The 25,990-nt window shown below is 66.4% G+C and carries 25 protein-coding genes; 13 read left to right on the forward strand and 12 right to left on the reverse strand.

The features are described 5' to 3' along the window. Positions 1-63 precede the first annotated feature (63 nt). The gene (locus tag ACQPYY_RS09335; protein ID WP_379101646.1) at positions 64-564 is read right to left on the reverse strand and encodes a PH domain-containing protein; all 501 of its coding nucleotides are present in this window, start codon (positions 562-564) and stop codon (positions 64-66) included. Between the two features lie 318 nt (positions 565-882). Here ACQPYY_RS09335 and ACQPYY_RS09340 point away from each other — a divergent pair, with 318 nt between their 5' ends. From ACQPYY_RS09340 to ACQPYY_RS09355, 4 genes are all read left to right on the forward strand, one after another. Further along, positions 883-2,841: an acetolactate synthase large subunit gene (locus tag ACQPYY_RS09340; RefSeq protein WP_357279268.1), complete on the forward strand. Its 1,959-nt coding sequence runs from the start codon at positions 883-885 to the stop codon at positions 2,839-2,841. Further along, the gene (gene ilvN, locus ACQPYY_RS09345; RefSeq protein WP_040860049.1) at positions 2,838-3,341 is read left to right on the forward strand and encodes an acetolactate synthase small subunit; all 504 of its coding nucleotides are present in this window, start codon (positions 2,838-2,840) and stop codon (positions 3,339-3,341) included. The genes ACQPYY_RS09340 and ilvN overlap by 4 nt, the downstream gene beginning before the upstream one ends. Before the next feature lie 73 nt (positions 3,342-3,414). Then, positions 3,415-4,416, forward strand: a complete 1,002-nt coding sequence (gene ilvC / locus ACQPYY_RS09350; protein WP_213561376.1) for a ketol-acid reductoisomerase — start codon at positions 3,415-3,417, stop codon at positions 4,414-4,416. 133 nt (positions 4,417-4,549) lie between these two features. Further along, complete coding sequence (locus ACQPYY_RS09355; protein WP_433593441.1) at positions 4,550-5,164, forward strand: Uma2 family endonuclease; 615 nt, start codon at positions 4,550-4,552, stop codon at positions 5,162-5,164. Positions 5,165-5,262: 98 nt separating this feature from the next. Here ACQPYY_RS09355 and ACQPYY_RS09360 read toward each other — a convergent pair whose 3' ends face one another. Both ACQPYY_RS09360 and ACQPYY_RS09365 read right to left on the reverse strand, forming a co-directional pair. Next, a complete protein-coding gene (locus tag ACQPYY_RS09360) occupies positions 5,263-5,577 on the reverse strand; it encodes a hypothetical protein (protein ID WP_433593442.1) in 315 nt (104 codons plus the stop codon). Positions 5,578-5,751: 174 nt separating this feature from the next. Then, the gene (locus ACQPYY_RS09365; RefSeq protein ID WP_379101658.1) at positions 5,752-6,522 is read right to left on the reverse strand and encodes an SDR family NAD(P)-dependent oxidoreductase; all 771 of its coding nucleotides are present in this window, start codon (positions 6,520-6,522) and stop codon (positions 5,752-5,754) included. A gap of 124 nt (positions 6,523-6,646) precedes the next feature. On the opposite strand from ACQPYY_RS09365, the gene ACQPYY_RS09370 reads away from it, so the two are divergent. Further along, positions 6,647-7,270 carry a TetR/AcrR family transcriptional regulator gene (locus tag ACQPYY_RS09370; RefSeq protein WP_433593443.1) on the forward strand — a complete coding sequence of 208 codons (624 nt, stop codon included), beginning with the start codon at positions 6,647-6,649 and terminating at the stop codon, positions 7,268-7,270. A gap of 21 nt (positions 7,271-7,291) precedes the next feature. Here ACQPYY_RS09370 and ACQPYY_RS09375 read toward each other — a convergent pair whose 3' ends face one another. Further along, complete coding sequence (locus tag ACQPYY_RS09375) at positions 7,292-8,389, reverse strand: Shedu immune nuclease family protein (RefSeq protein WP_433593444.1); 1,098 nt, start codon at positions 8,387-8,389, stop codon at positions 7,292-7,294. A gap of 1 nt (position 8,390) precedes the next feature. Next, positions 8,391-9,275 (reverse strand): HNH endonuclease, encoded by an 885-nt coding sequence (locus ACQPYY_RS09380; RefSeq protein ID WP_433593445.1) that lies wholly within the window; start codon positions 9,273-9,275, stop codon positions 8,391-8,393. A 106-nt stretch (positions 9,276-9,381) separates the two neighbouring features. Here ACQPYY_RS09380 and ACQPYY_RS09385 point away from each other — a divergent pair, with 106 nt between their 5' ends. Then, positions 9,382-10,260, forward strand: coding sequence for an alpha/beta fold hydrolase (locus tag ACQPYY_RS09385; RefSeq protein WP_433593446.1), 879 nt, complete (start codon positions 9,382-9,384; stop codon positions 10,258-10,260). A gap of 4 nt (positions 10,261-10,264) precedes the next feature. Here ACQPYY_RS09385 and ACQPYY_RS09390 read toward each other — a convergent pair whose 3' ends face one another. Next, positions 10,265-10,624, reverse strand: a complete 360-nt coding sequence (locus ACQPYY_RS09390; protein WP_433593447.1) for a hypothetical protein — start codon at positions 10,622-10,624, stop codon at positions 10,265-10,267. A gap of 193 nt (positions 10,625-10,817) precedes the next feature. Continuing rightward, entirely contained in the window at positions 10,818-11,651 is an 834-nt protein-coding gene (locus tag ACQPYY_RS09395; RefSeq protein WP_433593448.1) for a DUF559 domain-containing protein, read from the reverse strand. Between the two features lie 305 nt (positions 11,652-11,956). Between ACQPYY_RS09395 and ACQPYY_RS09400 the strand changes: the two genes are divergently transcribed. Both ACQPYY_RS09400 and ACQPYY_RS09405 read left to right on the forward strand, forming a co-directional pair. Beyond that, positions 11,957-14,026 (forward strand): neutral/alkaline ceramidase, encoded by a 2,070-nt coding sequence (locus tag ACQPYY_RS09400; protein WP_433593449.1) that lies wholly within the window; start codon positions 11,957-11,959, stop codon positions 14,024-14,026. A gap of 4 nt (positions 14,027-14,030) precedes the next feature. Then, a complete protein-coding gene (locus tag ACQPYY_RS09405) occupies positions 14,031-14,528 on the forward strand; it encodes an N-acetyltransferase family protein (protein ID WP_433593450.1) in 498 nt (165 codons plus the stop codon). A 316-nt stretch (positions 14,529-14,844) separates the two neighbouring features. On the opposite strand, the gene ACQPYY_RS09410 is transcribed toward ACQPYY_RS09405, so the two are convergent. After that, on the reverse strand, positions 14,845-15,858 hold the full coding sequence (locus ACQPYY_RS09410) for an MBL fold metallo-hydrolase (RefSeq protein WP_433593451.1): 1,014 nt from the start codon (positions 15,856-15,858) through the stop codon (positions 14,845-14,847). 270 nt (positions 15,859-16,128) lie between these two features. Between ACQPYY_RS09410 and ACQPYY_RS09415 the strand changes: the two genes are divergently transcribed. Both ACQPYY_RS09415 and ACQPYY_RS09420 read left to right on the forward strand, forming a co-directional pair. After that, positions 16,129-18,174 (forward strand): ATP-binding protein, encoded by a 2,046-nt coding sequence (locus ACQPYY_RS09415; protein ID WP_433593452.1) that lies wholly within the window; start codon positions 16,129-16,131, stop codon positions 18,172-18,174. 363 nt (positions 18,175-18,537) lie between these two features. Beyond that, positions 18,538-18,756 (forward strand): cold-shock protein, encoded by a 219-nt coding sequence (locus ACQPYY_RS09420; protein WP_433593453.1) that lies wholly within the window; start codon positions 18,538-18,540, stop codon positions 18,754-18,756. Between the two features lie 280 nt (positions 18,757-19,036). Here the strand turns inward: ACQPYY_RS09420 and ACQPYY_RS09425 are convergent, their stop codons facing one another. Continuing rightward, on the reverse strand, positions 19,037-19,489 hold the full coding sequence (locus ACQPYY_RS09425) for a hypothetical protein (protein WP_433593454.1): 453 nt from the start codon (positions 19,487-19,489) through the stop codon (positions 19,037-19,039). A gap of 86 nt (positions 19,490-19,575) precedes the next feature. On the opposite strand from ACQPYY_RS09425, the gene ACQPYY_RS09430 reads away from it, so the two are divergent. Continuing rightward, positions 19,576-19,746, forward strand: coding sequence for a hypothetical protein (locus ACQPYY_RS09430; protein ID WP_433593455.1), 171 nt, complete (start codon positions 19,576-19,578; stop codon positions 19,744-19,746). Here the strand turns inward: ACQPYY_RS09430 and ACQPYY_RS09435 are convergent. Continuing rightward, complete coding sequence (locus ACQPYY_RS09435; RefSeq protein WP_433593456.1) at positions 19,711-20,514, reverse strand: nucleotidyltransferase domain-containing protein; 804 nt, start codon at positions 20,512-20,514, stop codon at positions 19,711-19,713. The genes ACQPYY_RS09430 and ACQPYY_RS09435 overlap by 36 nt on opposite strands. Before the next feature lie 746 nt (positions 20,515-21,260). Here ACQPYY_RS09435 and serA point away from each other — a divergent pair. Further along, positions 21,261-22,859: a phosphoglycerate dehydrogenase gene (gene serA / locus ACQPYY_RS09440; RefSeq protein WP_379101690.1), complete on the forward strand. Its 1,599-nt coding sequence runs from the start codon at positions 21,261-21,263 to the stop codon at positions 22,857-22,859. Between the two features lie 82 nt (positions 22,860-22,941). Here the strand turns inward: serA and ACQPYY_RS09445 are convergent, their stop codons facing one another. After that, positions 22,942-23,175: a hypothetical protein gene (locus ACQPYY_RS09445; RefSeq protein ID WP_357279213.1), complete on the reverse strand. Its 234-nt coding sequence runs from the start codon at positions 23,173-23,175 to the stop codon at positions 22,942-22,944. Positions 23,176-23,357: 182 nt separating this feature from the next. Here ACQPYY_RS09445 and ACQPYY_RS09450 point away from each other — a divergent pair, with 182 nt between their 5' ends. Continuing rightward, a complete protein-coding gene (locus ACQPYY_RS09450) occupies positions 23,358-24,365 on the forward strand; it encodes a 3-isopropylmalate dehydrogenase (protein WP_433593457.1) in 1,008 nt (335 codons plus the stop codon). Between the two features lie 226 nt (positions 24,366-24,591). Here the strand turns inward: ACQPYY_RS09450 and ACQPYY_RS09455 are convergent, their stop codons facing one another. Continuing rightward, a complete protein-coding gene (locus ACQPYY_RS09455) occupies positions 24,592-25,770 on the reverse strand; it encodes an MFS transporter (RefSeq protein ID WP_433593458.1) in 1,179 nt (392 codons plus the stop codon). Between the last annotated feature and the right edge of the window lie 220 nt (positions 25,771-25,990).

Below are 25,990 nucleotides of genomic sequence, written 5' to 3' on the forward strand. Positions count from 1 at the left end.
CAACGTTACTCCCGGCCTATGACCCCGATTACCGCCGGTGGAAACTCTGCGCCCCCGAAACGCCTAGGACTTGCCGGATTCGCCCTCGGTCTCGGTGCCTTCGGTGTGAGATTCGTCCGCTTCGACCGGTTCGTCGGTTTCTTCCGGCTCCTGGGCGAACGGGTCCGGAATGCGCCCGCCCGAGGCGTCCACGAGGTCGGCGAGCCGGTTGTAGCCGACTGCGGGCAAGGTCACATCGGTGTCGTCCGCCAGGTGCAGCCGCAGGTACCCGCGCTTGGGGATGACCAGCCCACGCACGTCGGCCCAGTCGATGTGCCGGGAGCCGAACAGGGTGCGGGCGTCGATGCCGTTGTCCGAGACGGTGGTCCGGGTCCGCTCGATCCACACCACCAGCGCGGCCGGGATCGCGAACAGGATCCACAGCACCTTGGGCGCCCCGAAGAACGGGAAGGCCACGGAGAACAGCAGGATGAACACCCCGAGGTGAGCGAGCCGGGGGATGCGGATCACGCGACCCGCGTCCGATTCGGCACCGGGCGTGTGGGACGATCGAGCAGGTGGCACGGACTGATGCTGTGAGGACACACCCACATCCTCGCATCATGGTGAACGGACCCGAACAACCGCACTGTCTCACATAATGAGACCCCATAGGTCAGCTGTTTGACTGAACGAGTAGCGCGCGCATACCGTCGAGCGCGTGAATCGAATCGAGTTGCTCGTAATCGGCCGGCGCGTCCAGCGCTGAGCCGACGACTGTAGGTCCATTACGTCAGCTCGCAGCTGCGACGCGCCACCCTCGAACAGCCCATGGCTGTCGGGGGCTTTTTTGTGTTCAGGCAAGTCCACGACTGGAACGACAAGCAGTAAGGAACCAAGACGGTGAGCGCACCTACCGCACGGCCCGGGCCCTCGGCCCGCAAGCCGGCGCCTTCGGCCACTCAGCCGACCGCGGCTCCGGCCGCGACCCCGAACCGCCGCCAGGTCCCGCCCGAGCGGGTCACCGGCGCGCAGTCGGTCGTCCGTTCGCTCGAGGAACTGGACGTCGACACGGTATTCGGCATTCCGGGCGGTGCGATTCTTCCCGTCTACGACCCGCTCTTCGATTCCACGAAGGTCCGCCACGTGCTGGTCCGCCATGAGCAGGGCGCGGGTCACGCCGCGACCGGCTACGCGCAGGCCACCGGCAAGGTGGGTGTGTGCATGGCCACGTCCGGTCCGGGTGCGACCAACCTGGTCACCCCGATCGCGGACGCGCAGATGGACTCGGTGCCGCTGGTCGCCATCACCGGCCAGGTCGGCCGTTCGCTGATCGGCACCGACGCCTTCCAGGAAGCCGACATCTCCGGCATCACCATGGCGTGCACCAAGCACAACTTCCTGGTCACCGACCCGATCGACATCCCGCGGATGATCGCCGAGGCGTTCCACATCGCCTCCACCGGCCGTCCCGGCGCGGTGCTGGTCGACATCCCGAAGGACGTGCTGCAGGCGCAGACCACGTTCTCGTGGCCGCCGGAGATGAAGCTGCCCGGCTACCGTCCGGTCACCAAGCCGCACGGCAAGCAGGTCCGCGAGGCCGCCCGCATGATCATGGAGTCCAAGGCTCCGGTGCTCTACGTCGGCGGCGGCGTGATCAAGGCCGATGCCTCGGCCGAGCTGCTGGAACTGGCCGAGCTGACCGGCATCCCGGTGGTCACCACCCTGATGGCGCGCGGCGCGTTCCCCGACACCCACACCCTCAACATGGGTATGCCGGGTATGCACGGCACCGTGGGAGCCGTTGCGGCGCTGCAGCGTTCGGATCTGCTGATCACCCTGGGCGCGCGTTTCGACGACCGCGTCACCGGCCAGCTGGACTCGTTCGCGGTCGGCGCCAAGGTGATCCACGCCGACATCGACCCCGCCGAGATCGGCAAGAACCGCCACGCGGACGTGCCGATCGTGGGTGACTGCCGCGAGGTCATCACCGAGCTGATCGAGACCCTGAAGGCCGATCCGGCCACCGGCGGCAAGACCCCGCTGCTGGACCTGACCGAGTGGTGGGGCTACCTGAGCGGTATCCGCGATGCCTACCCGCTGGGCTGGAAGACCCCGTCGGACGGTTCGCTGTCGCCGGAGTTCGTGATCGAGAAGCTGGGTCAGCTGGCCGGTCCCGAGGCGATCTACTGTGCCGGCGTCGGCCAGCACCAGATGTGGGCCGCGCAGTTCATCAAGTACGAGAACCCGCGCACCTGGCTGAACTCGGGCGGTCTGGGCACCATGGGTTACGCGGTGCCCGCGGCCATGGGCGCCAAGATGGGCATGCCGGACTCCGAGGTCTGGGCCATCGACGGTGACGGCTGCTTCCAGATGACCAACCAGGAACTGGCCACCTGTGCCGTCGAGGGCGTGCCGATCAAGGTCGCGCTGATCAACAACGGCAACCTGGGCATGGTCCGCCAGTGGCAGACCCTGTTCTACGAGCAGCGCTACTCCAACACCGACCTGGGCACCCACACCCTGCGCATCCCGGACTTCGTGAAGCTCGCGGAAGCGCTGGGCTGCCACGGTATTCGCGTGGAGAAGGAAGAGGACGTGGAGGCCGCGATCCGTGAGGCGCAGTCGATCAACGACCGTCCCGTGGTGATCGACTTCATCGTCGGCAAGGACGCGCAGGTGTGGCCGATGGTCGCCGCCGGCACGTCGAACGACGAGATCATGGCCGCGCGCGGCATCCGCCCGCTGTTCGACGACGACGAGCAGGCTTCCGAGCCGGCCGTCATCCACGAGGCCATGTCGCACGAGAAGGCTTCGCTGGCCGCCCACGAGCGCGCCTCCCAGAAGGGGACCGAGGAATGACCACCACCCACACCCTCTCCGTGCTGGTGGAGGACAAGCCCGGCGTGCTGGCCCGCGTGGCCTCGCTGTTCTCCCGGCGTGGCTTCAATATCCAGTCGCTCGCGGTCGGCGGCACCGAGATCCCGGAGATCTCGCGCATGACCATCGTGGTGACCGTGGAGGACCTGCCGCTCGAGCAGGTCACCAAGCAGCTCAACAAGCTGGTCAATGTCATCAAGATCGTGGAGCAGGACACCGACTCGTCGGTCGCCCGCGAACTGATCCTGGTGAAGGTGCGCGCCGACGCGAGCGTGCGCACCCAGGTGATCGAGGCCGTGAACCTGTTCCGCGCCAAGGTGATCGACGTGTCGCCCGACGCGCTGACCATCGAGGCCACCGGCACCCGCTCCAAGCTGGACGCGCTGCTGCGCATGATGGAGCCGTACGGCATCCGTGAGATCGTGCAGTCCGGCGTTGTCGCCGTGGGCCGCGGACCCAAGTCCATCACCGCGACCCGATAAAGCCCGCGATAACCGCTGGCCCGATACTTCTCACTAACCAAACAATCTGAAGGGAACCACTGTGGCAGTCGAGATGTTCTACGACGACGATGCCGATCTGTCGATCATCCAGGGCAAGAAGGTCGCCGTGATCGGCTACGGCAGCCAGGGCCACGCCCACTCGCTGAGCCTGCGCGACTCCGGCGTCGACGTGCGCATCGGCCTCAAGGAGGGCTCGAAGTCCCGTGCCAAGGCCGAAGAGGCCGGCCTGACCGTCGGCACCCCCGCCGAGGTCTCCGAGTGGGCCGACGTGATCATGGTCCTCGCGCCCGACACCGCGCAGGCCTCCATCTTCACCAATGACATCGAGCCGCACCTGAAGGACGGCGACGCGCTGTTCTTCGGCCACGGCCTGAACATCCACTTCGGTCTGATCAAGGCTCCGGCCAACGTCACCGTCGGCATGGTCGCCCCCAAGGGCCCCGGCCACCTGGTGCGTCGCCAGTTCGCCGACGGCAAGGGCGTTCCGGCCCTGATCGCCATCGACCAGGACCCGACCGGCACCGGTCAGGCGCTGGCCCTGTCCTACGCCAAGGGCATCGGCGGCACCCGCGCGGGCGTCATCAAGACCACCTTCAAGGAAGAGACCGAGACCGACCTCTTCGGTGAGCAGGCCGTGCTCTGCGGTGGCACCGAGGAACTGGTCAAGACCGGTTTCGAGGTCATGGTCGAGGCCGGTTACGCGCCGGAGATGGCCTACTTCGAGGTCCTGCACGAGCTCAAGCTGATCGTCGACCTGATGTACGAGGGCGGCATCGCCCGCATGAACTACTCGGTCTCCGACACCGCCGAGTTCGGTGGCTACCTGTCGGGCCCGCGCGTCATCGACGCCGGCACCAAGGAGCGCATGAAGGCGATCCTGACCGACATCCAGGACGGCACCTTCGTCAAGCGCCTGGTCGCCAACGTCGAGGGCGGCAACAAGGAGCTCGAGGGTCTGCGCAAGGCCAACGCCGAGCACCCGATCGAGGTCACCGGCGCGCAGCTGCGCAGCCTGATGAGCTGGGTCGACCGCCCGATCACCGAAACCGCGTAAGGTTTCGCGGCCTCGACGACCCGCCGGACTCTGGTGTCCGGCGGGTCGTTTCGTGTCGAGAGTCGACGGCACACGTCGGATTACCATTGGCGATGTCCTGTCCTCGACCTGAACCGACGTGTGAGAGGTGCCGGTGACCGTATCGCCCGCAGACGACAACATCCGGTACCTGACGGCCGAGGAGTTTCTCGCTGCCGAACCGGACGGGTTCAGCGAGACCGCCGGGGACATCGAGATCGTGGATGGCCGACTGATCCGGCTCATGTCACAGAGCGAGGCGCACAGCAGGATCGTGCGGCGTCTGGCCGCAGCGATCGAAGACGCTCGCGACCCTTCGGGCCCGTGTCTGCGGGTGGCTTCCGATGTCGCTGTACGACTTCCGGATACCGAGGACACTCGCACCGACCGCCGTCTCAACATCCGCTACCCCGATATCTTCGTGCGCGATTGTGAGCCCTACGACGTCAACACAGTTCGCGATCACATCCACCTGGTGGCCGAGGTGATCTCGAGGGATACCGTCGACACTGATACCGGCGTCAAACGGGTGTTGTACGCACTTGCTGGAATTCCCGTCTACCTGATCATTCATCTCGATAAGACGTGGGAAGCGATCGATCGCATCGAGGAGTACCGCCTCGACTGGTCGGGTAAGCGCTACGTTCCTCACCATGTCCACCATGCGGGCCTGATCCTCGACCGTCCCGTCACGCTGGCCGTGACATTCGAAGCGCTCCAGACGCCGTAACCCCTGAAGTGGTGGCGAGGAGTGCCGCGAAGGCCCGCCAGGATCGCTCCTGACGGGCCTTCGCCGTTCGCGCGGGAAGGAGGGCCGCGCGAGCGTGGTTACCAGCTGCCGAAGCTGCCCGGCAGCATGTGCCGCCACCAGCAGTCGTTGTCGTGGCGGTGGGGGCGGTTCCAGTCGTCGCGATCGCGATCGCGCCACCAGGCGTCCCGATCCCGATCCCGGTCGTGACCGCGGTCCCGATCCCGATCCCACCAGGGGTTGTTCTGCTGGTGCGGCCAGGCGACGTCGGCGGGCGCGCTGTCGACGGGCACCTCGGCGCTCGCCGGAATCGTCACAGCCGCAAGGGGAATCACAGCAATAGCACCGGCGACGGCCACGCGGGCCGCCGTCCGGCGTAGAAATGTCTGCTTCATGGTCTGCACAATGCCCCAGTAACCTCCGCGCGGGGAATGCTTTTCCTGTGAATTCAGGGCCGAATGGTCCTTCTGTATGACATTCACCCCGAGACACCCTGAAACTCATTGCACGGCAACGGCCCCGCAGGATTTCTCCCGCGGGGCCGTTCGCAATTCGACTGTGGCAGTGGATCAGTAGTGCGTGCCGCCGTCGATCCGGATCTCGGTACCGGTGATGAACGCACCGTCATCCGACGCCAGCATGGCCACCACACCGGCCACCGTGTCCGGCGACGCGAAGCCCTGCCCGATACCCGGCGCCAGCTTCATGAACAGGCTCAGATCGGCGTCCGCGGGCAGACCCGGCCCCCGGCCGCTGGTCATATCGCTCGAAATCGACCCCGGCGCAACAGCGACCACACGCAGCCCCTGCTTGGAGTATTCCGCGGCCAGCGCGTGCGTCATCGACATGATCCCGCCCTTGGATGCCGCATACGCCGACATGTACGGGTGCGCGAAGAACGCGGACGTAGAGGTGAAGTTGACGATCACACCCTTGTCCGAAGCCAGCAACTGCGGCAGCGACTCCTTGATCATCAAGAAGGTGCCCGTCAGATTGATGGCGATAATCTTGTTGAAATCCTCGACCGGCTGCTCATGCGTATGCGCCGACCGCAGAATCCCCGCCGCATTGATCAGCGCATCGATCCCGCCGAGCGCCTCGGTAGCAGCAGCAACGCCGGCCTTCACCGACGCCTCATCCGAGATATCCACGGTCAGGGTCGTAAGCCGATCCCCATTCCCGTTCTCCGCCGCCTGCTTGGCAGTCTCGGCCAGCCCCGCCTCATTGACGTCAGCCCCCACAACCTGCCCACCCTCGGCCAGGATCCGGTGCACGGTAGCCCGCCCAATCCCCGACCCAGCCCCGGTGATCACTACTCGACGCCCGTCAAAACGCTCCATTGCGACTCTCCTTAGCTATGTTCCAGCCTCTAAAAGACACGTTACGCCTATGTGGCACGTCATGCCAGACTGGCATCCCGTCGACTAGGATTGGTTCAACCAACCCGCCCAAAAGGAGGTGAAAATGTCCGCCCACCCCATACTCCGCCCCACCCTCGCCGAACGCCGCAAACAAGAAACCCGCATGGACATAGCCCGAACCGCAGCGCGGTTGTTCGCGGAACACGGCACCTCGGAGGTGACGGCCGAACAAATCGCCTCCGAATCCGGCGTAGCCTTGCGCACCTTCTACCGCTACGCCCGCACCAAGGAAGAAGCGGTAGAACCCCTCCTGGCCACCGGCGCCCAACGCTGGCTCGAGCTGGTAGCCGCCGGCCCCCACCGCCTCCCCACCCTCCCCGAACTCGAAGCAGCCATCCAAACCTCCCTCACCTTCGACGGCGCCCTCGAAGACCTCGAAATCACCCGAGGCCTCATCCACGCCATGGACGACGACCCCGCCCTCCGCACCGTCTGGCATCGCATCAATCTGGAAGGTGAACGCGACCTGCTCCGCGTCCTCACCGATTTGGCCGGTCCCACCGCGGACCCTTTGCAGCTCCGCCTCCTTGCGGCCGCCGCAGCGGGTGCCATCCGAATTGCCGTGGAACAGTGGGCATCCGACAACGCCCCGGCCACGGGCCCGGGCTCTCCGGCAGACTTGGCGGTACGTGCGCTCGGCGCCCTCGCGGGCGGTATCAGCGTCTGAAACGGGCTCTCACGCTGAGGATCAGCGGCTGTCGGCTTCGGAGTCGGTCATGGCGGATTCGATCGTCCATTCGGCCCGAGCCAAAAGCTCGTCGAATGTTACGACTTCGGGTTGGACCAGTTCGCGGCGGTAGAGCTCGAAAGAACGCACCTTGTCCTGATTCTCGCCGCCGCTCTCGCCGTACAGAGTCGCGAGATTGCCGATGACCAGATACGACCGCGGGCGCAATAGATAGGTGAACTTGCCAGGGATGTCACTGCCATCCGCGGCAGTATCGTTCAGTCGCTCGCCGATCTGTGTCACCGCGCGATGAACTGTTCCTTGGATCTGGACCACGCCGCCGGACAATTCGAATGACGGAGCCCAGCACCCGGAGCGGTAGGGCTCCCGGACCGGTTCGAGCAGTTCTTTCCGGTGCGTTTTGATCTCGGCGAAAACCATTGACTGGATACGGCCGGAAGTCCGGAGCAGTGCATCGGTGCGTTTTCCGACCGACGCGATCGAGTGGCCGGCGACCACCTGCTCCAGCTTGTCCGGACTCCACGAGGTCAACAACTGACCCGAGAGCGAGACGCCGAAGATCCAGGGATTCCTTTCGAAGAAATCCTGCCAGACCGCTTCGCATCCCTGATTCGGAAAGTTCGTCTTCCACACTGCATCGAAATAGTAGTCATCCGTCATCAGTCGGCGGAAAGTCTCGACTTGTTTCCTACGGTTGGCCAACGCAACCACGTCGGCGGCCGCGTCGTCGCTGCTGATCAGTGCTCGAAATACCTCGGGGTTCCTTCGATAGAGGTGCGCGAGCGACCGAACATCCGCTGTGGTTCCGCCTGCAGGGAAAGCGACATCCAGTCGCGGCTGCAGGTTCAGCTGCAGAGCATCGTCGCCGAACGTGTCTCGGAGAATGTCCACCAGCTCGGCGGCGATCCCGGCGTCGAACTGCAGGGATTGGCTGCTCTTGCGATGAGACTCCCGATTCTTGGAGCCGAAGGTCGACAGGTGGAGCAGGGTGTCTCCACCGTCATCGGTGACCTTCTTGTGCTCGCAGTCAACGCCTTTGTCTAAGTCATGTGCCTCGATCCGCTGCTGGCCCGGTGTCAGGCGGAGCACTCGTGCCATGTCAGCACGCCTCCTGGAAGCGTTCGAAGCGAACGCTTAGCCGGTCAGTGTCGGGCCGGTCTGCGGTGCGGGTCGGTAAGGCGATTTCTCCGCCGTTCAGCTGTTGAAACCCGTACTCGATGACGGGGCTTTCGTTCGACCCGAGCAGCTGAGGACTGATGTGAATTCGAAAGTTCGGGTCGATCCCGAGCAGTGCTGTGTCGTAGGCACCATGGTGGATCTTGCACAGACTCAGGCCGTTATCGACAGTTGGAGTACCGTCCTCGTCCGGATCGGGAATGATGTGCGCCGCGTCCAGCAAACGCCCATGGTCCAGGCGGCAGACAGCGCATCGCGACTTGTAGGCGAGGAGTACCCGTGCGCGGAATTCCGGCTGGTGTAGTCGACGCTTCGTAATCTGGCTGACGTACTTCCGCTCGAGTGGGGTGGGACTCGATGGTTGTGCGATGTTCAGTAGGTCGGCGTCGAGTGCGATCAGGAACTGCCGCTTTTCCGTATCGTCCTCCACGACGTAGACCGGGCAGATAGGAACATAGACGCCCGGGGATAGCCTGCGAAGCAGGATGATGGGCAGCTCGAGCTCGTATGCCCGGCGTAGCTTCGCATTGTCGCCATCGACGGTGCCCTCTCGATAGGCATAGGCGAACAATGACCCGTCAAGGTCTTGATCGGTATAGGGGCCGTCAGGTGCGGACATGATCGATAGCGTGGCCTGCATATCCCTCGGGTTGCGGATGCCGCGACTTCGATCGATCAGCCGGTGCGTTGTTCCGTCGAGATCGAAGTCCCAAAGTTGTTCGCGCGTCACGGTTCCCGATGCGCTGACGATCCCCTTGAGATGCTCGATGATCTGTCCCCTGAGGATCTTCTCCGCCCCGATACTCATGCTGAGAGCATGCCACCGGTGGTGCAGCTTGTCGATCTTGTTTGCGCGACCGTGTCTGTTGCAGTTTGCCTGTGGTGCAGTTGATCTGAGGGCGCTAGCGTGGGTTATGGCTGCTGATCAGGATCCGCCGGTAATCCCGGGTGTTCGTCGAAGCTATGTGGAAGCGCGGGGTGTTCGATTCCACGTGACGGAGGCTGGGGAGGGGGAGCCGGTGTTGGCGTTGCATGGGTGGCCGCAGCATCACTATGTGTACCGGGATCTGTTGGGGAATCCGCCGGTGGGGATGCGGGTGATTGCGCCGGATCTGCCGGGGTACGGGTGGTCGGGGGCCGCGGGGCATCGGTGGGCCAAGGATGATGTGGCGAGTGATTTGTTTGCGCTGATGGATGGGCTCGGGTTGGAGGGGAAGACGCTGCTGGTCGGGCATGACTGGGGTGGGTTCGTCGGGTTTCGGATGATTCTGCGGGAGCCTGAGCGGTTTCGGGGGTTCCTGGTCTGCAATATGGCGCATCCGTGGGCGCCGGCTGGTGTGGTGGCTCGGCAGTTCTGGCGGCTGTTGGCGTATCAGCCGTTGATGGCGGCGGTAGGGGTGCCGTTGCAGCAGCGGACGCGGTTCTTGGAGGCCCTTTTCGGGGCGGCTGCCAAGGGGGAGGGTCGGTTCGATCCGGAGACGATTGCGATCTTCGCGGATCGGTTCAAGGATCCGGTGGTTGCGCGGGCTGCGCGGGATACGTATCGGACGTTCCTGTTGCGGGAGGTGCCTGCGTCGATACGGAATCCGGAGCGCCGGCGGGCATCGGTGCCGGTGCGGGCGCTGTTCGGGAAAGACGATGCGGCGGTGCACTATTCGTTGGCCGCGGCGGAGACAACCAATGCGGACGACTACACGCTCGAATTGGTGGACAGGTGCGGGCATTTCGTCGTCGACGAGCGGCCCGATCTGGTGCGGGCGCGGTTGATCGCGTTGGCGGCCGAGACCGAGTAGGCAGCTAGCTGATGGTGAACACCCAGGAGCCATTGCAGCCCGACGCAGGGGCCCAGCCGGGCTCGTAGCGCCAGGAGGTTTGTGCGCTGCCGGGGGTGTAGCTGATGTTCCATCCGCCGGTGGCGGTCGCGATGGGGTTGTCGTTGTAGTTCAAGGAGGACAACGTGTAAGGGCTGATGTCCCAGTCGACATCGCCGAGAATGCTGCTGTGGACGGTGATGTAGGCGGTGCCGGCCAACTGGTTGTCCACGTATAGGCATGCGTTCGGATACAGGTCGGCGTGCGCCGGCGCGGCCATGACGGTTGCCGCGGTCGCGGTGGCGGCGGCTGCGAGTGCGATTCTGACTGCGGACGTCGGTCCCATGCTGTTCACCTTTGCGGCTCGATATCAATTGATTTGTGCTGGAACGGAAGTGCTCAGCAGAGGAAGTTGATCGTGGTGACCTTGAGGGTGGCTTAACGATTGCTTGGAGGTGTGGTTGGCCTCCGGCTCCAAAACGGGTGGCTGCCGGCCAGGAAACTGACTGGGGGCGGGGTGTTTTGGAGCGATAGGACAGTCATGGACGCCAGTGGGTTCGGCGGCGGTGGCGAATCGCCGCGGCCGCTTCGTCCGCGCATGCGTCGAGCCGTTGGAAGACGTCGGCCGCGGCGTATCGAAGGATGAACCATCCCCCGAGGACGAGAGCGTTCTGCCGACGGCGATCATGTCGGAACGCTGCCGGGCTCGAATGGAACTCACGTCCGTCGATCTCGACAATGGTGGACGAGCGTTCGTCCACGAAGTCGCACCTGTACTGCCCGACTGGATGGTTCTGGAGTAGGCGGATATTGCGCTCGAGCATGGCGCGGCCGAAAATCCGTTCCGGTTCCGAGGCGAAGCCTGCTGCGGCGGCTCTGAGGTGCGCGCGCAAGGCAGGCGAGCCGTGCAAGCCCGAACAGAGGTCGAGCAGATCCTGTGGTCGCACGGTATGACCGGCGTGATTGTCGATCAAAGCTTCGGCTTCGGACTTCGAGAGGACCCGGAGGCAATCCAGCAGAGTGCGGGCAACGGACGTCACCGGAAGGTCGGCTGTGAGGTCGACCCAGTCCGGCTGGAGGTCACGGCGGTAGAGATGCAGCCACGGCGGCGTCTTTCGGCGGATGGTGGTCGGAGCGGTTGCCTCGATACGTGGTGGTTCTGGGAGCATCCCGGCCAGCCAGGCCGCGGTGCGGTGGCTCAGTACGGCGGACGGGAGCCACGTGATGACCGCATGGCATTTCACGATGGTGGTCGGCTCGACGGCGCAGTAGATCCCGGGAAGCAGTCGGGTCGAAGAGCCCTGGCGGCAGCGATAGTCGATGGTGCTGTCGGGTATTCCTTCGGCTCGGAGTTCGGCGCGGGTGCGGATCACTGTCCGAGCGTGGCAGAGCTGGTGAGGTGACGGCCTACCTCGAACTGGGCGAACACCGCGAGCTGTGGACAACCCTGACGTTGTGAAGATTGCGGGTCGAACTGGCGGTGACCTGGCGGTATCGGCGTGTGTGAGGGGCGAGGTTGGGCTGCGGCGGCTAGTGTGGCGGGCGCGATCCTGGACGGATGGCTAGAAATTGGTCAAGTGACCGACTAGTCTGCGGGAAACCTGGAATGGAACAGGTTCACTCTTTGGCGTGGCGGCTCGTGGTCGCTGTGGCGCGGTGACGGATAGTGAGGGTTCGGATGAGTCTGTCCCGGCGGGCTGTGTTGGCTGGCGCTGCTGTTGGTGGCGTGGGGGCCAGTGTGGCTTTTGGTGCGAATATTGTTGGGGCGCAGCCCATCAAGCATCGGGAAGCTGGGGCCGGCTATCTGGTCGGGGTCGGGATCGCGGACATCACCGGTGCGCCTGCGGGCCAGGGGATGATGGGGTACTCGGAGGCTGATCAGATCACTACGGGGCTGTTGTCGCGGTGTTATGCGCGCGCCTACGTCGTGGTGGATCAGGCGACCGGGGATCGGGTTGCGTTCGTGAACACGGACAATGCCTGCTTGTTCCAGTCGGTGCACCTCGTGGTGATGCAGCAGTTGCAGCAGCGGTTCGGGGGGTTGTACACCGAGCGGAACGTCAACCTCAATGCGACGCACAATCACAACTCTTGTGGTGGGACCGCGCGGGAGTACGCGTATTCGCTGGCGGCCATGGGGTTTCAGCAGAACTCGTATGAGGCCGAGGTGAGCGGGATCGTCAAGGCGATCGTCGACGCGCACGAGAACTTGGCGCCGGGGGCGATCATGCTCGGGCGCGGGGAGTTGCATGACGCGAGCGTGAACCGGTCGCGGGGGGCGTTCGAGGACAATCCGGCCGAGGATAAGGCTGCGTTCCCGGACGCCATCGACCCGCAGCTCACGGTGTTGAAGTTCCGGCAGGGTGGCAAGGATGTCGGGGCGATCACCTGGTTCGCCACGCACGGGACCTCGATGACCGACCGGAACACGTTGATCTCGCAGGACAACAAGGGGTACGCCAGCTATCGCTGGGAGCATGACGAGATGGGGGTGCGGCATCTGGATGGGCCGCCCTCGTTCGTGGCGGCGTTCCCGCAGACCAATGCCGGCGATATGACGCCGAATCTGTGGATCAAGAAGATGCATCCGTCGGGGCCCACCGAGGATAATCGCACCAACTGCGCGATGATCGGTGAGCGCCAGTATCAGGCGGGCCGCAAGGCTTTCGACGCCGCAGCGCCGATGAGCAGCACCGGCGTCGACTCGGTGCTGCATTACGTGGACCTGTCGGACACCGCGATCGACGGCGCTTACACCCCGGACGGGAAGCCCGCTCGCACCGCGCCCGCCATGATGGGCGCCGCGGCGATGGCGACCAGTACCGAGGACAACTGGAACTCGCAGCTGTCGTTCCTGCAAGAAGGTGACGCCAACCCGATGGTGGCGGCGCTCGGCGGATTGAACTCGCCGATCGAGGACTGGATGCGGGATGTGCAGTCGCCCAAGCTGATCCTCGCGCCGCTCGGTGTGCTGCCGCCGCGGCCGTGGGTGCCGCAGGTGGTGCCGCTGCAGTTGATGCGGATCGGCGATCTGGTGCTCGCGTCGGGGCCCGCGGAGTACACCGTCGTGTCGGGGCTGCGGATCCGGCGGCTGGTGGCGCGGGCGCTCAACGTTCCGCTGGAGAACGTGCTGCTGCAGGGCTACGCCAACGGGTACTGCGGGTACGTGACCACGCCGGAGGAGTACGCCAGCCAGCAGTACGAGGGCGGCGAGACGCTGTTCGGACGGTGGACGCTGTCGGCGCACATGCAGGAATTCGACCGGCTGGCAAAGGCTTTGGCGGCGCGCGTCGACCTCGGACGCGGACCCGCGCCGCTGGACTGGGCCTTCGGATTGCAGCCCAACCTGCTCGCCCCGGTCCCCGCCGACACCCCGCACGCCGGTCGCGCCTACGGCGACGTGCTGACCCAGCCGCAGGCGAACTACGCGGCGGGACAGACGGTTTCGGTGGAATTCGTCGGCGCGCACCCGAACAACAACTTCCGGCTCGACGGCACCTACTTCGAGATCCAGCAGGGGACCGGCGACGACTGGCGGCGCGTCTACGACGACAACGACTGGTGCACCGAGCTGCACTGGTCGCGTCCGGCCGGACAGGATGCCGCCTCGACCATCGCCATCCAGTGGACGGTGCCCGACAGCGCCCCCGCGGGCCGCTACCGCATCCAGTACACCGGTGACAGCCGCGACGGCGCCGGTGCCAACCATGAATTCACTGGCACAACAGCGGAATTCGTGATCGGCTGAGCCGATGTTCATCCGACCCGCCGAGCCCGCTGACGAGAAACTCCTCTGGGCGATGCTCTACGAAGCCTCCTACGCCCGCGACCAGGGCATGGACTCACCCGATCAACTTCGAGACGTGTCCGGACTCGGGCACTACGTCGAAGGTTGGGGAGCCGCAAGCGATCTCGGCGTGGTCGGCGGCTTCGACGGAGTGCCGCTCGGCGCCGCCTGGCTGCGGCTGTTCAGCGCCGACGACCCGGCCTTCGGCTACGTCGACGCCGACACTCCGGAACTGGCCATCGGTGTCGCGCCCGAGAGCCGTGGCACCGGACTCGGCACTGCGCTGATGACCGCGCTCATCGACGCCGCGCGGAAAGACTACGACGCCGTCTGTTTGAGTGTGCGGCAGGACAATCCGGCGTTCCGGCTCTACCAGCGCCTCGGATTCGTCGCGGTCGACGGCTCCGACAAGGTCAATCTCGCCGGAACCACCAGCATCACAATGGTTCTCCGCTTCCGCTGACATTCGTGCTGCCCGCCTGTGCCCCCCGCGGAGAGCGTGCCCGATAGTGCGGTAAGACTTGTCTCCGGATTCGGCGTCAGCGACCCGGGCATCGGGTTCGCCCTCGCGGTCAAGTTCGCCCCCAGCGACGACGACGGCTGCTCGCGCGGCGCGGCGGACAGCGCTGCCGGGTGCGGTCGGTCAGCCGACGATCGCCGGACCGCCGTGTCAGCCGGTCAGGGAAGTCCCAGCGCCCCGGTTGTTTCGTGGCGCCGCCACAGCCGCTGGGCGAGGCCACTCGTGGTGGCAGCGGCATCATCCGCGCCGCTGTTGCGACTCAACCCTTCGGCGCGAGGTCGAACGACAATCTCCGGGGCGCGAGGTAGTCGTCGCGGTCCAGCAGCATCCGGATCTCGGGCCGCGAGCCCTCTGGCAGACGCTCCAGCTCCGCGTGCAGCGGCGTCACGAACGCCTCGCCGCGGGCCGTGATCAACGGCAGCCAGTTGTCGTGATGGTTGGGCGCGAACACCTTCGGCCGCAGGGCCTCGATGTAGCTGCGCGGGTCGCGCAGCCCGTTGGTGAACTGGTTGTAGCCCTGCACCGCGCCGATGTGCACGTCGGAGGCGGGCAGACCCCGCAGGACGTCGAGAACCTCCGGCGCTTTGTCCAGCAGCGGGCCGGAGGAATCGTGCCACGTCAGCACGAAATCGCCGAGCCGGAACTGGTAGAGCAGCACCCCGCCCTCCGGCGCGAGCAGGTTCCGGGCCAGGTGTCCGGTCTCGGATCGGCCCGGGGGATAGGCGCGGATATCGCACAGGCACGGCCTGGGCCGGACCGGTGCGGAGGCGTCGGGTCCCTCGTGGCGCGGCGTGCGGGCCGAGTGCAGGTGCCGGACGGCGGTCACCGACAGCCCCGGCGCGAGTTCGAAGTCGTAGCGGTCGCCGGGCGCCGACGCGTCGGAACCCAGTTCCCGGCAGGCCAATTCGGCCCCGCCGACCTGCTTGCGAGCTGTCGCGCAGTGCGAGGCCGTCCCGTGCACCACGGCCCCGCCGGCCGCGGCGATGGCCCCGGCGTCGGCGGCGTGGTCGAAATGCCCGTGCCCGATGAAGATCGCCGCGGGCTCGAGCGCCGCGACCTCCTCCGGCGTGGTCGGCACGTACCCGGCGGTGAGCCCGCGCGGCACCCAGGCGTCCAGCAGGAACACCACCCCGCCCATGGCCACCGCGAAACTGGCGCAGCCGAACCAGGACACGAGCACCCGGTCCGCGCGCACGGCCCCGCTGTCCGGGTCCACGGCGTCCGCGCCGAAGAAGCGCTGTCGTGCCGCGATCATCCGACTGTCGGCCACCATTCCCCCTGTCTCCGTGGGTGGCGGACCGCGCTGTCCGCCGGGGAGCATTCTGCCCCGAACCGACCGGACTGTCACTCAACGGCTTCCATCGGGACACGGAAGCGGTTGCCGAGATCTTGCCGTTGCTCTGGGCTACCGCCAGGTGAATCCTGGAATCACACCGTGACGAAGTGGTGGGTGAATGTTCAGCGCGTTGTTAATCAATCGGCGTTGCATCGTATTCAGAGGTAGCTGAACGGAGGCTGCCCCGAGGGCAATTGGGGGCCCACCATGTACAACGACGTGCATGTGGCCGCGCAGGATCGCGAGGACCGCAAATACACGATGCGCATCAGCCGGTTGGCGATCGACAAGCTCGGCATCCGGCTCTACGACCGGGTCTCGGCGGTGCTGGCCGAACTCATCGCCAACTCCTACGACGCGGACGCCACCGAGGTCGAGGTGGTGCTGCCGTGGGGCGCGATGCTGGCCGGAACCATCAGGGCCGCCGACGAACCCGCCTACGAGATCGTGATCTCCGACAACGGGCACGGCATGACCGCGGCCGAGGTCAACGAGCACTACCTGATGGTGGGCTCGGACCGGCGGGTTCGCACCGGCTCCGACCTGTCGCGCGAGCGGCGGCGTCCGGTCATGGGGCGCAAGGGAATCGGGAAGTTGGCCGCCTTCGGCATCTGCCGCACCATCGAGGTGATCACCGCGGGCAGCCGTGACGACGACCGAACCCCGGTGGGCTGGACCGTCTCCCACATCGTCATGGACCTCGACGACATGCTCTGCGACACCGAGAGCGACTACTTCCCGCGCCCGGGCGCCCTCGACGGCACGGTCACCGCCAACCGCGGCACCACGATCATCCTGCGCAACTTCTTTCGGAAAAGGGTGAATTCGGGAACCGAACTGAATCGGCAACTGGCCGCGCGTTTCGGGATCGAACGCCAGGACTGGCGGGTGGAGGTCCGCAACGCCATCGGCCGGGAGAGCTTCGTGCTCAGCCGCCTGCCGATCGACGTCATGGAGGAGACCCGCATCGATGTCAGCCGCGTCCCGGTCCGCTTCGGCCGGCAATTCCTGCCGGTGACCGGCTGGATCGCCTATTCGAAACAGCCCTACCGGGACGAGGCCATGGCCGGGGTGCGCATTTACGCGCGCGGCAAGATCGTCGCCCAGACCCGGGATTTCGGTATTTCCTCCGGATTCACCGGCGAATTCAAACTGCGCTCCTACCTGGTCGGCGCGATCGACGTGGACTGGCTCGACGATGACGACGACCTGGTCCGCTCCGACCGCCAGGACATCATCTGGAACTCCCCGCGCGGCGAGGCCCTCGCCGAGTGGGGACAGGCCCTGATCAAGGAGATCGGCCGGCTCGGCGAGAAATCCATTCGCCGCCGGGTCTGGGAGGAATTCGTGGAACGCTCCCGTATCCATGAGACCCTCGACGCGATCGCCCCCGGCGACCGCCTGTTCCGTGACTCGGTGCTGGACGCGGCGCGAATCCTGGTCGCGCACAAGGACCGAGCCTCGCTCGACGATCCCGCGCACCTGGAGAACATGCTGCGGCTGGCGCTGTCGCTGGGCCCGCAGCGCAGCCTGCTCGACACCCTCAAGGAGATCGCCGAGGACGCCGACCCCGCGCTGGACGTGGTGGTCGCGCTCTTTGAACGCGCCCGCGTCGCCGAGATCTACTCGCTGGGCCAGATCGCCAGCGAACGGGTCGCCGTGGTGGATCGGTTGCGCTCGCTCATCGACGACCGCCGCTCCCTGGAACGGCCCTTCCAGGAGCTGATCGAATCCGCGCCGTGGCTGCTCGCCCCCGAATGGACCCCGTTGGGCATGAACGAATCCCTCAAACGCGTGCGCGCCAGCTTCGAACGCTGGTACGCACAGAAATTCGGGACGCCGCTGGTGACCACCACGATCGGCAGCGAGAAACGCGAACCCGATTTCGTGCTGCTGCACGACTCCGGCGAACTGTGGATCGTCGAGATCAAGCGCATGGACTACCACCTCACCGACGAGGAGTACAACCGCGCGGTCAACTACCTGTACGAACTCGACCACTTCCTCGACGAGAACCCGCGCATCGGTGCGCAATTCCCGCGCCGGCGGCTCACTTTCATCGTGGACCACATCGATCGCCTCGGCCCGGCATCACTGTCCTCGCTGGTCAGTGACCAGCGGGTGGACCGCCGCACCTGGCGCGAACTGCTCGACGCCACCCTGCGCGCGCACCGCGACTTCCTCGAACGGGTGTACGCCATGCGTGTTTCCGAGCCGCCGGGCGACGCGGCCCCGAATACGAGAGCGGGCTGAGCGGCCACCGCGCCGCACCGCCGCACCGGGCCGGATGGGCGCGACCCGGGTGAGGCGGCGGTGCGAGGTGCGGGAAATGCGGGTGTCCGGGTCGCAGGGAAGGGCCGGCCCGGACACTCGCTCCGGCGTGCCGCGAAACGCGGTGCGCGCGTGCGGGTCCGCGCCCGCCCAGGATTATCGGAGGTACCGCTGATACGCGGCGGCTCCGATTCCCGATAACGGTGCACAGGGAGCGCGGGCGGAGCGCAGTCGCATCGGGGCTGGCCAGAGCGCGTGACCACCCGCGATAGCCGCGGCCGTGACACCATGGACCGCGGCGCGCGGGGGGACGTGATTGTCCGGTCGGTTCGAGAAGGTTCGGTAATGGTGCACGGCACGGTGAAGTGGTTCGACAGTGAGAAGGGGTTCGGGTTCCTGACCCCGGACGTCGACGGCCCGGAGGTGTTCGTGGAATACACCGCGCTATCCGGCGCCGGATTCCGGTCGCTGGCCGAGGGGCAGCGCGTCGAATTCGAGGTGCGCGGCACCAAGCCGGGGCCGGAGGCGGTGGCCGTGCGGGTCATCGCGGGAGCCGACTGCTGACCTCCGCTCGCGCCTCGGGCAGCTGGATGCGGCGTGCAAGGTCCCGCACCAGCCGCCCCGCGATCACCGGATTCCTGTCTGCCTACGCCCACCGAGCCCTGGGCGCGGCGAACGCCGGCTGCCTTGGCTCGGATGGCAGCCCACCATTTCGCCTGGCGCTCACCGCGCGTCGAGCTCCGCCGCCGCAGCGGCGTCGGTGCGATCCGGCTTCAGCCGACCTCGAGCGGCAGCGACTCGTCGGGGACCTGGCGGGCGAAGCCGTGCGTGTCCGCTGTGGCGATTATGAACTGCCGGTCGGGAACGGGCTCGACAGACTGCAGCCGCCCTGTGCGACAGGGGTGTCCGGCGTGCTGCCGGGCAGGGCTGCCTCGACGTCGACGGCGAGCGTCTTCGTGGACTTACCGTCGTCGACCGTGATGACGTGGTGCCCCGCCGTTGTCGGAAGCCAATACACGACTGCGGCGAAGTATATGTCCAGTTCCGAATTGTAGTGTGGTGCCGCCTTTCCGATGCACTGGCCATTGTCATAGAAGGCCATCATCGATGCAGGGTTGGATCCCGCTGAAATGCGGTAGTTGGTTCCGACGTAACGGGTTTGCGCCGGTGTGTCGAAATTTACCCACGTGACGTCGGCGGATGCGGTAGGTGCGGCGCCCGTGACGATGGCGACCGTCGCGGCCAATCCGGTGATGCCACAGCCGATTCGGCGGCCGTGGCGGGTGTCTGTGATCATCGTTCTCCTGTTTCGAACCCGAGGTTCCGGGCCAGGAGAAGCTATCGCTCGACCCAAGTGAAACGTGTGAATTTCAATATCTGGGAGTGCCCCAATCTGGGGCGGTCACCGGGCCGGTGGTGACCGGCGCGAACCCCGCCACCCACACCAACTGGGTCGCGGCGGCCTTCTTCTCGCCCCTGAACGGGGCGGCCGGCGCGGGCGATGCCCGGCGGATTCTTTCAGCCCCGCACGTGGCGCCGGAAGAACTCGGCTGAGCAGGCCTGTGCGTGCTCCCGACGGGCCGGATCCACCTTCACGAACTCCAGCGCGGCCCGTTCGAACTCGGCCGAGATGAAATCGGCGATCGGTTCGGGCACCTCACCGGAACCCATTTCGCGCGTGCGGGATTTCAATTCCGTCAATTCCCGGACGGACTCCACGAAATCGCCGTTCAGCTCGCATTCTTCGAGCAGGGTCGGCAAATGCATGGGGGCCACCGCATTGTCCGGATGTTCGTGCAGCCATCGCAATGCCATGGCGGGACGCAATGAATAGAACACCTTCTTCAATGAACGGTTGGAATCGAAGAGATGCCACTGCCGCCGGCCCAGGTGCAGGTGATGGCGAGCCACTCGATCCCGGTCCGCGACATCGTCCGCCAGCGCCCGCAATTCGTCCCGGAATTCGCGGTCGCCGCGGTACGCGATCGGCGACATCAGCCATTCGATGAGCACCGCATTGCCGTTCACGAGCAGGCGCAGGGCTTTCACCAGATCCCATCCGTTGACGTCCAGCAGACCCGCCAAGGGCGTCTCGATGACATCGCGGCCGGGCCACGGCGTCAGATAGTCGTCCAGCGGCCGCAGGTAGACGAAACGGCAGTCGTAGTCCGAGTCGGGCGAGGGGAATCCCCAGGCGCGGCTGCCGCTCTCGATGGCGAGCAGCACGTCGACGCGGTGTTCGCGCGCGATCCGGTCGAGTTCGTCGTCGATCGTGGCGACCACCGCGAAGTCCATGGAAGCGGGGATCGAACGCAGCATCATGGCAGGCGACGGTAGCGACCGGGGGCACGCTGGTCCATCGGTTTTCCGTGCGCCCGCGCCCCCAGAATTAGGGGCGTGATAGGCGTGTTATATCGCGGGAATTCGACACCATATGAACGAGGACACAGAATTCCGATCCGGTGACGCCGGTCACATCGCGTAAATCCCCCGTAACGGACGATGAAACGCGCCCGATAGGCTCCACGTCAGAAAGTTCGTACGGATTTCAGAAGAGGTATTTCCATGATCCCCGTTATCATTGACACCGGTTCCGCTGCTCTCAGTGGCCTGCTCGACACCGGCTCGGCCGCGCTGCACGGCATCCTGAACACCCTGTGGACCGGTTCTTTCGGTCGTTAAGGACTGCTGACGTCGTTCACTCGACTTTCGAAAGCCCGGCCTTGGACTCCGTAGCTCCGATGCCGGGCTTTCGGCTTTCCGTGTGCTGCAGATCAGTGGAAAGTCGCACTCGAACTTTCGTGCGCGGCAACGCCCGGACCTGGACGGATGCCCATATCGCGGGCGCCGATCCTGATGCCGCCCGCCGGGAGAGCGGCCGGAATCACACCGGCCCGCCGACGCCGTACCGCGCGGCCTGTTCCGGTCGGCGCCGGTCGCGGCCACGCCGAAACCCGCAGTTCACGGCTGTGATGGCGGTTGCCTACCAGGCGGTACAGCGCCGCGAATCCCAGCCCACTAAGCTGACGCCCGTAAATCCCGGATCCCATCCTCAGGAGTACCCCACCGTGAGCCAAGCAGGCCGTCCTGTTGTTCTGATCGCCGACAAGCTCGCCCAGTCGACCGTCGACGCGCTGGGCTCCGATGTCGAGGTGCGCTGGGTCGATGGCCCCAACCGCCCCGAGCTGCTGGCCGCCGTGCCGGAAGCCGATGCGCTGCTGGTCCGTTCGGCCACCACCGTCGACGCCGAGGTGCTCGAGGCGGGCAAGAACCTCAAGATCGTCGCGCGCGCCGGCGTCGGCCTCGACAATGTCGATGTGCCCGCGGCCACCGAGCGCGGCGTCATGGTCGTCAACGCGCCGACCTCCAACATCCACACCGCCGCCGAGCACGCCGTCTCGCTGCTGCTCTCGGCCGCGCGCCAGATCCCGGCCGCCGACGCCACCCTGCGCGAGCACACCTGGCAGCGCAGCAAGTTCAACGGTGTCGAGATCTTCGGCAAGACCGTCGGCGTCATCGGCCTGGGCCGCATCGGCCAGCTGTTCGCGCAGCGTCTCGCCGCCTTCGAGACCAAGATCGTCGCGTACGACCCCTACACCTCCCCGGCCCGCGCCGCCCAGCTGGGCATCGAGCTGCTGACCCTGGACGAGGTGCTCGAGCGCGCCGACTTCATCTCCATTCACCTGCCCAAGACTCCTGAGACCAAGGGCATGCTGAACAAGGAGACCCTGGCCAAGACCAAGAAGGGCGTCATCATCGTCAACGCCGCCCGTGGCGGTCTGATCGACGAGCAGGCCCTGGCCGACGCCATCACCTCCGGCCACGTGCGCGGCGCCGGCATCGACGTGTTCGAGACCGAGCCGTCCACCGACAGCCCGCTGTTCGAGCTGCCGCAGGTCGTCGTCACCCCGCACCTGGGCGCTTCTACCGCCGAGGCCCAGGACCGTGCCGGCACCGATGTCGCCAAGTCCGTGCAGCTGGCCCTCGCGGGCGAGTTCGTGCCCGGCGCGGTGAACGTCACCGGTGGCGCGGTCAACGAGATCGTCGCCCCGTGGCTGGACATCGTCCGCAAGCAGGGCGCGCTGCTGGGCGCCCTCGCCGACGAGCTGCCGGTCTCCATCGAGGTCCAGGTGCGCGGCGAGCTGTCCTCGGAAGACGTTGCGGTGCTGGAGCTTTCGGCGCTGCGCGGCGTGTTCTCGGCTCTGATCGAGGACTCGGTGACCTTCGTCAACGCCCCGTCGCTGGCCAAGGAGCGGGGCCTCGAGGCCACCGTCACCACCCACAGCGAGTCCCCGACCCACCGCAGCCTGGTGGACCTGCGCGCCGTGTTCGGCGACGGCCGCACCCTGAACGTGGCCGGTACCCTGACCGAGCCCGCCCAGGTCGAGAAGATCGTCAACATCAACGGCCGCAACTACGACATGCGCGCCGAGGGCCTGAACTTGGCCGTCCTCGCCTACGAGGACAAGCCGGGTCAGCTCGGCCGCCTGGCCACCAAGCTCGGCGACGCGGGCATCGACATCCTGGCCGCCCAGCTCACCCAGGACCTGAGCGACGAGGGCGCCACCGTCGTCCTTCGCGTCAACAAGGAGGTCCCGGCCGACATCCAGGCCGCCATCGCCGAGGCCGTCGGCGCCGCCAAGGTCGCCCTGGTCAGCCTCGACTAGTAGATCTCGCGCAACGCGATACGGGCCCCCTCCACGGAAAGTGGAGGGGGCCCGGTGCGTTCGGTGGGGCGGGTGGCCGCCGTCAGCGGCGATCGCGGGCTTCGACCGCGTCGCGCGCCTCGACCAGACTGGCCGTCGGATCCTGCTCGCGGTACGCCTTGATGGCGTGGATCTTCTTGCCGCGCAGCAAATGCTCGTCGATCGCGGTGTAGTCGATGGCGCTGTCGGGATCGTCGATGCCGAGATGCTCGAGGATCAGATCGATCTTGCGTTCCAGACGGCGGAGTTTGCGCTCGAGACGGAGATTGTCGAACATCCTCCCGACACTACCGGCGCGATCCGCCGATCGAGGGCCTCGCGCGACCGCGTCGATCCCACTGGTTGGGAGCGATTCGCCCTGGTGAAAGGGGTCATGGCGGCACCCGCTATGGTGGCCGGGACTCTCCTGTCAGCGCGGAGAGGACCACCCGCGCGTTATCGAAACGGAGCATGGATTTCATGAAACTCGCTGTCATTCCGGGCGACGGTATCGGCCCCGAGGTCATTGCCGAGGCCCTCAAGGTGCTCGATGTGGTGGTGCCCGGTGTCGAGAAGACCGCATACGACCTGGGAGCCAAGCGGTTCCATGCCACCGGCGAGATCCTCCCGGCGAACGTGATCCCGGAGCTCAAGCAGCACGACGCCATCCTGCTGGGCGCCATCGGCGACCCGTCGGTGCAGTCCGGCCTGCTCGAGCGCGGCCTGCTGCTGCGCACCCGCTTCGAGCTGGACCACCACGTGAACCTGCGCCCCTCGAAGCTGTACCCGGGCGTCACCAGCCCGCTGGCCTCGAACCCGGACATCGACTTCGTGGTCGTGCGTGAGGGCACCGAGGGTCCGTACACCGGCACCGGCGGCGCGATCCGCGTCAACACCCCGCACGAGGTGGCCACCGAGGTCTCCACCAACACCCGCTTCGGCGTCGAGCGCGTGGTCCGCTACGCCTTCGAGACCGCCCGCAAGCGCCGCAAGCACCTGACCCTGGTGCACAAGAACAACGTGCTGGCCTTCGCCGGTTCGCTGTGGTCGCGCACCGTGGCCGAGGTCGGCGCCGAGTACCCGGACATCGAGACCGCCTACCAGCACATCGATGCCGCCACCATCCACATGGTCACCGACCCGGGCCGCTTCGACGTGATCGTCACCGACAACCTGTTCGGCGACATCATCACCGACCTGGCCGCCGCCGTTTCCGGTGGCATCGGCCTGGCCGCCTCGGGCAATATCGACGCCTCGGGCACCAACCCGTCGATGTTCGAGCCGGTCCACGGTTCGGCCCCCGACATCGCGGGCCAGTCCAAGGCCGACCCGACCGCCGCGATACTGTCGGTGTCGCTGCTGCTGAACCACCTCGGCAAGACCGAGGAGGCCGCCCGCATCGAGGCCGCCGTCGCCAAGGACCTGGCCTCGCGCTCGGGCGCCGCCTCGACCGTCGAGGTCGGCGACCGGATCGCCGCGTCGCTCTAGGGCTTACACGCCACCGATGACGACCGAAGCCCCCGTTCCGCAACCGCGGAACGGGGGCTTCGTCGTCGTGCCGGAGCCTCTCCGGAGTGTCATCCTGGAGGGGATTCGGTGAAATCAACTGGGGCAGTGGGGCGTTTCGTCCGGATAGTGAGGCGTATCGCACAAATGCATTCGGATGCGAAAACGTAACGGGCGCAGGTCTTCCTGATTTGCCGCGAATCAGCCGCTACCGGGAACCCCTGGGTACCAACGGGACTGCCGCCAGTGCGATCAGCGCCGTCAGCAGGTAGGTGATCGGAAAACCGGCCGCCGTGATCAGCGCGCCGAAGGCCGGGGCGATCGCCGCCGCCGCCAGATTCTGGCCCGTGTTCTGGATCCCCAGCCCGCGACCCGACCAATACGGTCCCGCGATCTCGGCCACCGCCGTGAAGGCCAGGCCATTGTCGGCCACCGTGATGACCGAGGCCGCGATCAGGATCGGGATCGCCGCCCACCACTGCTGCGTCCAGGCCGCTACGGCCAAGGCGGACAGGGAGATTACCGCCGCCACCGCCACCGTGCGCAGCGGCCGCAGGCGGCTGCCCACCCGATCCGACCACACACCCGCGCCGATCCGCCCGGCCGCGCCCAGGATCTGGGTCACCGTCACCAGCGCGCCCGCCGCGGGCAGCGACAGGCCCACATCGCGGTGCAGCCACAACAGACCGAACGTCCAGATGGTGGCCTGGGGGATGACCAGCAGCACCGACACCACGTGGATGCGCAGCAGCGTGGAGTCCCCGCGGTACGGATTCGCGGGATGTCCTGAGCCTCCGGCGGATTCGGGTCGCGGCGGATCCACAATCCCGGCCAGGCAGCCGATCGCGGCCGCGCCCGCCATCACCGCGGGCACCAGCACCGCCATCGAGAACCCGTGTGCCGCAGCGATGGCCGGGATCGCCAGCGCCCCGATCGCCACGCCCAGCGGCTGTGCGGTCTGCCGGATGCCCATGGCCAGCCCGCGCTGATCGGTCGGGAACCAGCCCACGATGACCCGCCCGCTGGCGCCGTTGGTGCTGCCCGCGCCGGCCCCGGCCAGGAACAGCAAGGCCCCCAGCGCAACGTAGTTCGAGACGGTGGCGGCGGCCAGGCCGGCCGCGAACATGACCACCGGACCGGCCACCAGCGCCTTGCGCTCGCCGACCTGATCGACCACCCAGCCCCACGCGATCAGCGTGCAGCACAGGCCGACCAGGGGCATGGCCACCAGCAGACCGGCGGTGGCCAGCGGCATTCCGCGCTGGGTCAGCGCGGGCAGCAGGAAGGCGGCGCCGTTCACCATCACGGCGCTGGCGGTCTGGGCGAAGACGCCGAGGCCCAGCATGGTCCACCGTCGTGTCGTGCCCAGCTCCGTCACGGTGGTCATGGCCTCACCTCGTGTCTCACTATATGGAATCGATGTCCTACAGTTTGAACATCCGGTCTTACGGTACACCTGGGGCGCAAGACGATTTCCGGGGCGAGCTGTCTATTTGCTCACATCTGGGCGTTGATCTTGTGAGTCCCGCGGGCCGGTTCGAGATCGCTTGCGTGTAAGGGCATTCCACATTCGGTCCGGGGCGCTGCGGGCCGGTATGCCCACCCGG

The sequence above is a fragment of the Nocardia sp. CA-145437 genome (assembly GCF_050956485.1).
In the GTDB taxonomy this organism is placed as follows: Bacteria; Actinomycetota; Actinomycetes; order Mycobacteriales; family Mycobacteriaceae; genus Nocardia.

Coding starts and splice junctions, on each gene's coding strand:
- ilvN (WP_040860049.1), top strand. CDS start 2,838: ATGACCACCACCCACACCCTCTCCGTGCTGGTGGAGGACAAGCCCGGC.
- ilvC (WP_213561376.1), top strand. CDS start 3,415: ATGTTCTACGACGACGATGCCGATCTGTCGATCATCCAGGGCAAGAAG.
- ACQPYY_RS09360 (WP_433593442.1), bottom strand. CDS start 5,577: ATGAAGCAGACATTTCTACGCCGGACGGCGGCCCGCGTGGCCGTCGCC.
- ACQPYY_RS09365 (WP_379101658.1), bottom strand. CDS start 6,522: ATGGAGCGTTTTGACGGGCGTCGAGTAGTGATCACCGGGGCTGGGTCG.
- ACQPYY_RS09370 (WP_433593443.1), top strand. CDS start 6,647: ATGTCCGCCCACCCCATACTCCGCCCCACCCTCGCCGAACGCCGCAAA.
- ACQPYY_RS09375 (WP_433593444.1), bottom strand. CDS start 8,389: ATGGCACGAGTGCTCCGCCTGACACCGGGCCAGCAGCGGATCGAGGCA.
- ACQPYY_RS09380 (WP_433593445.1), bottom strand. CDS start 9,275: ATGAGTATCGGGGCGGAGAAGATCCTCAGGGGACAGATCATCGAGCAT.
- ACQPYY_RS09385 (WP_433593446.1), top strand. CDS start 9,382: ATGGCTGCTGATCAGGATCCGCCGGTAATCCCGGGTGTTCGTCGAAGC.
- ACQPYY_RS09390 (WP_433593447.1), bottom strand. CDS start 10,624: ATGGGACCGACGTCCGCAGTCAGAATCGCACTCGCAGCCGCCGCCACC.
- ACQPYY_RS09400 (WP_433593449.1), top strand. CDS start 11,957: ATGAGTCTGTCCCGGCGGGCTGTGTTGGCTGGCGCTGCTGTTGGTGGC.
- ACQPYY_RS09405 (WP_433593450.1), top strand. CDS start 14,031: ATGTTCATCCGACCCGCCGAGCCCGCTGACGAGAAACTCCTCTGGGCG.
- ACQPYY_RS09410 (WP_433593451.1), bottom strand. CDS start 15,858: ATGGTGGCCGACAGTCGGATGATCGCGGCACGACAGCGCTTCTTCGGC.
- ACQPYY_RS09415 (WP_433593452.1), top strand. CDS start 16,129: ATGTACAACGACGTGCATGTGGCCGCGCAGGATCGCGAGGACCGCAAA.
- ACQPYY_RS09420 (WP_433593453.1), top strand. CDS start 18,538: ATGGTGCACGGCACGGTGAAGTGGTTCGACAGTGAGAAGGGGTTCGGG.
- ACQPYY_RS09425 (WP_433593454.1), bottom strand. CDS start 19,489: ATGATCACAGACACCCGCCACGGCCGCCGAATCGGCTGTGGCATCACC.
- ACQPYY_RS09435 (WP_433593456.1), bottom strand. CDS start 20,514: ATGATGCTGCGTTCGATCCCCGCTTCCATGGACTTCGCGGTGGTCGCC.
- ACQPYY_RS09445 (WP_357279213.1), bottom strand. CDS start 23,175: ATGTTCGACAATCTCCGTCTCGAGCGCAAACTCCGCCGTCTGGAACGC.
- ACQPYY_RS09450 (WP_433593457.1), top strand. CDS start 23,358: ATGAAACTCGCTGTCATTCCGGGCGACGGTATCGGCCCCGAGGTCATT.
- ACQPYY_RS09455 (WP_433593458.1), bottom strand. CDS start 25,770: ATGACCACCGTGACGGAGCTGGGCACGACACGACGGTGGACCATGCTG.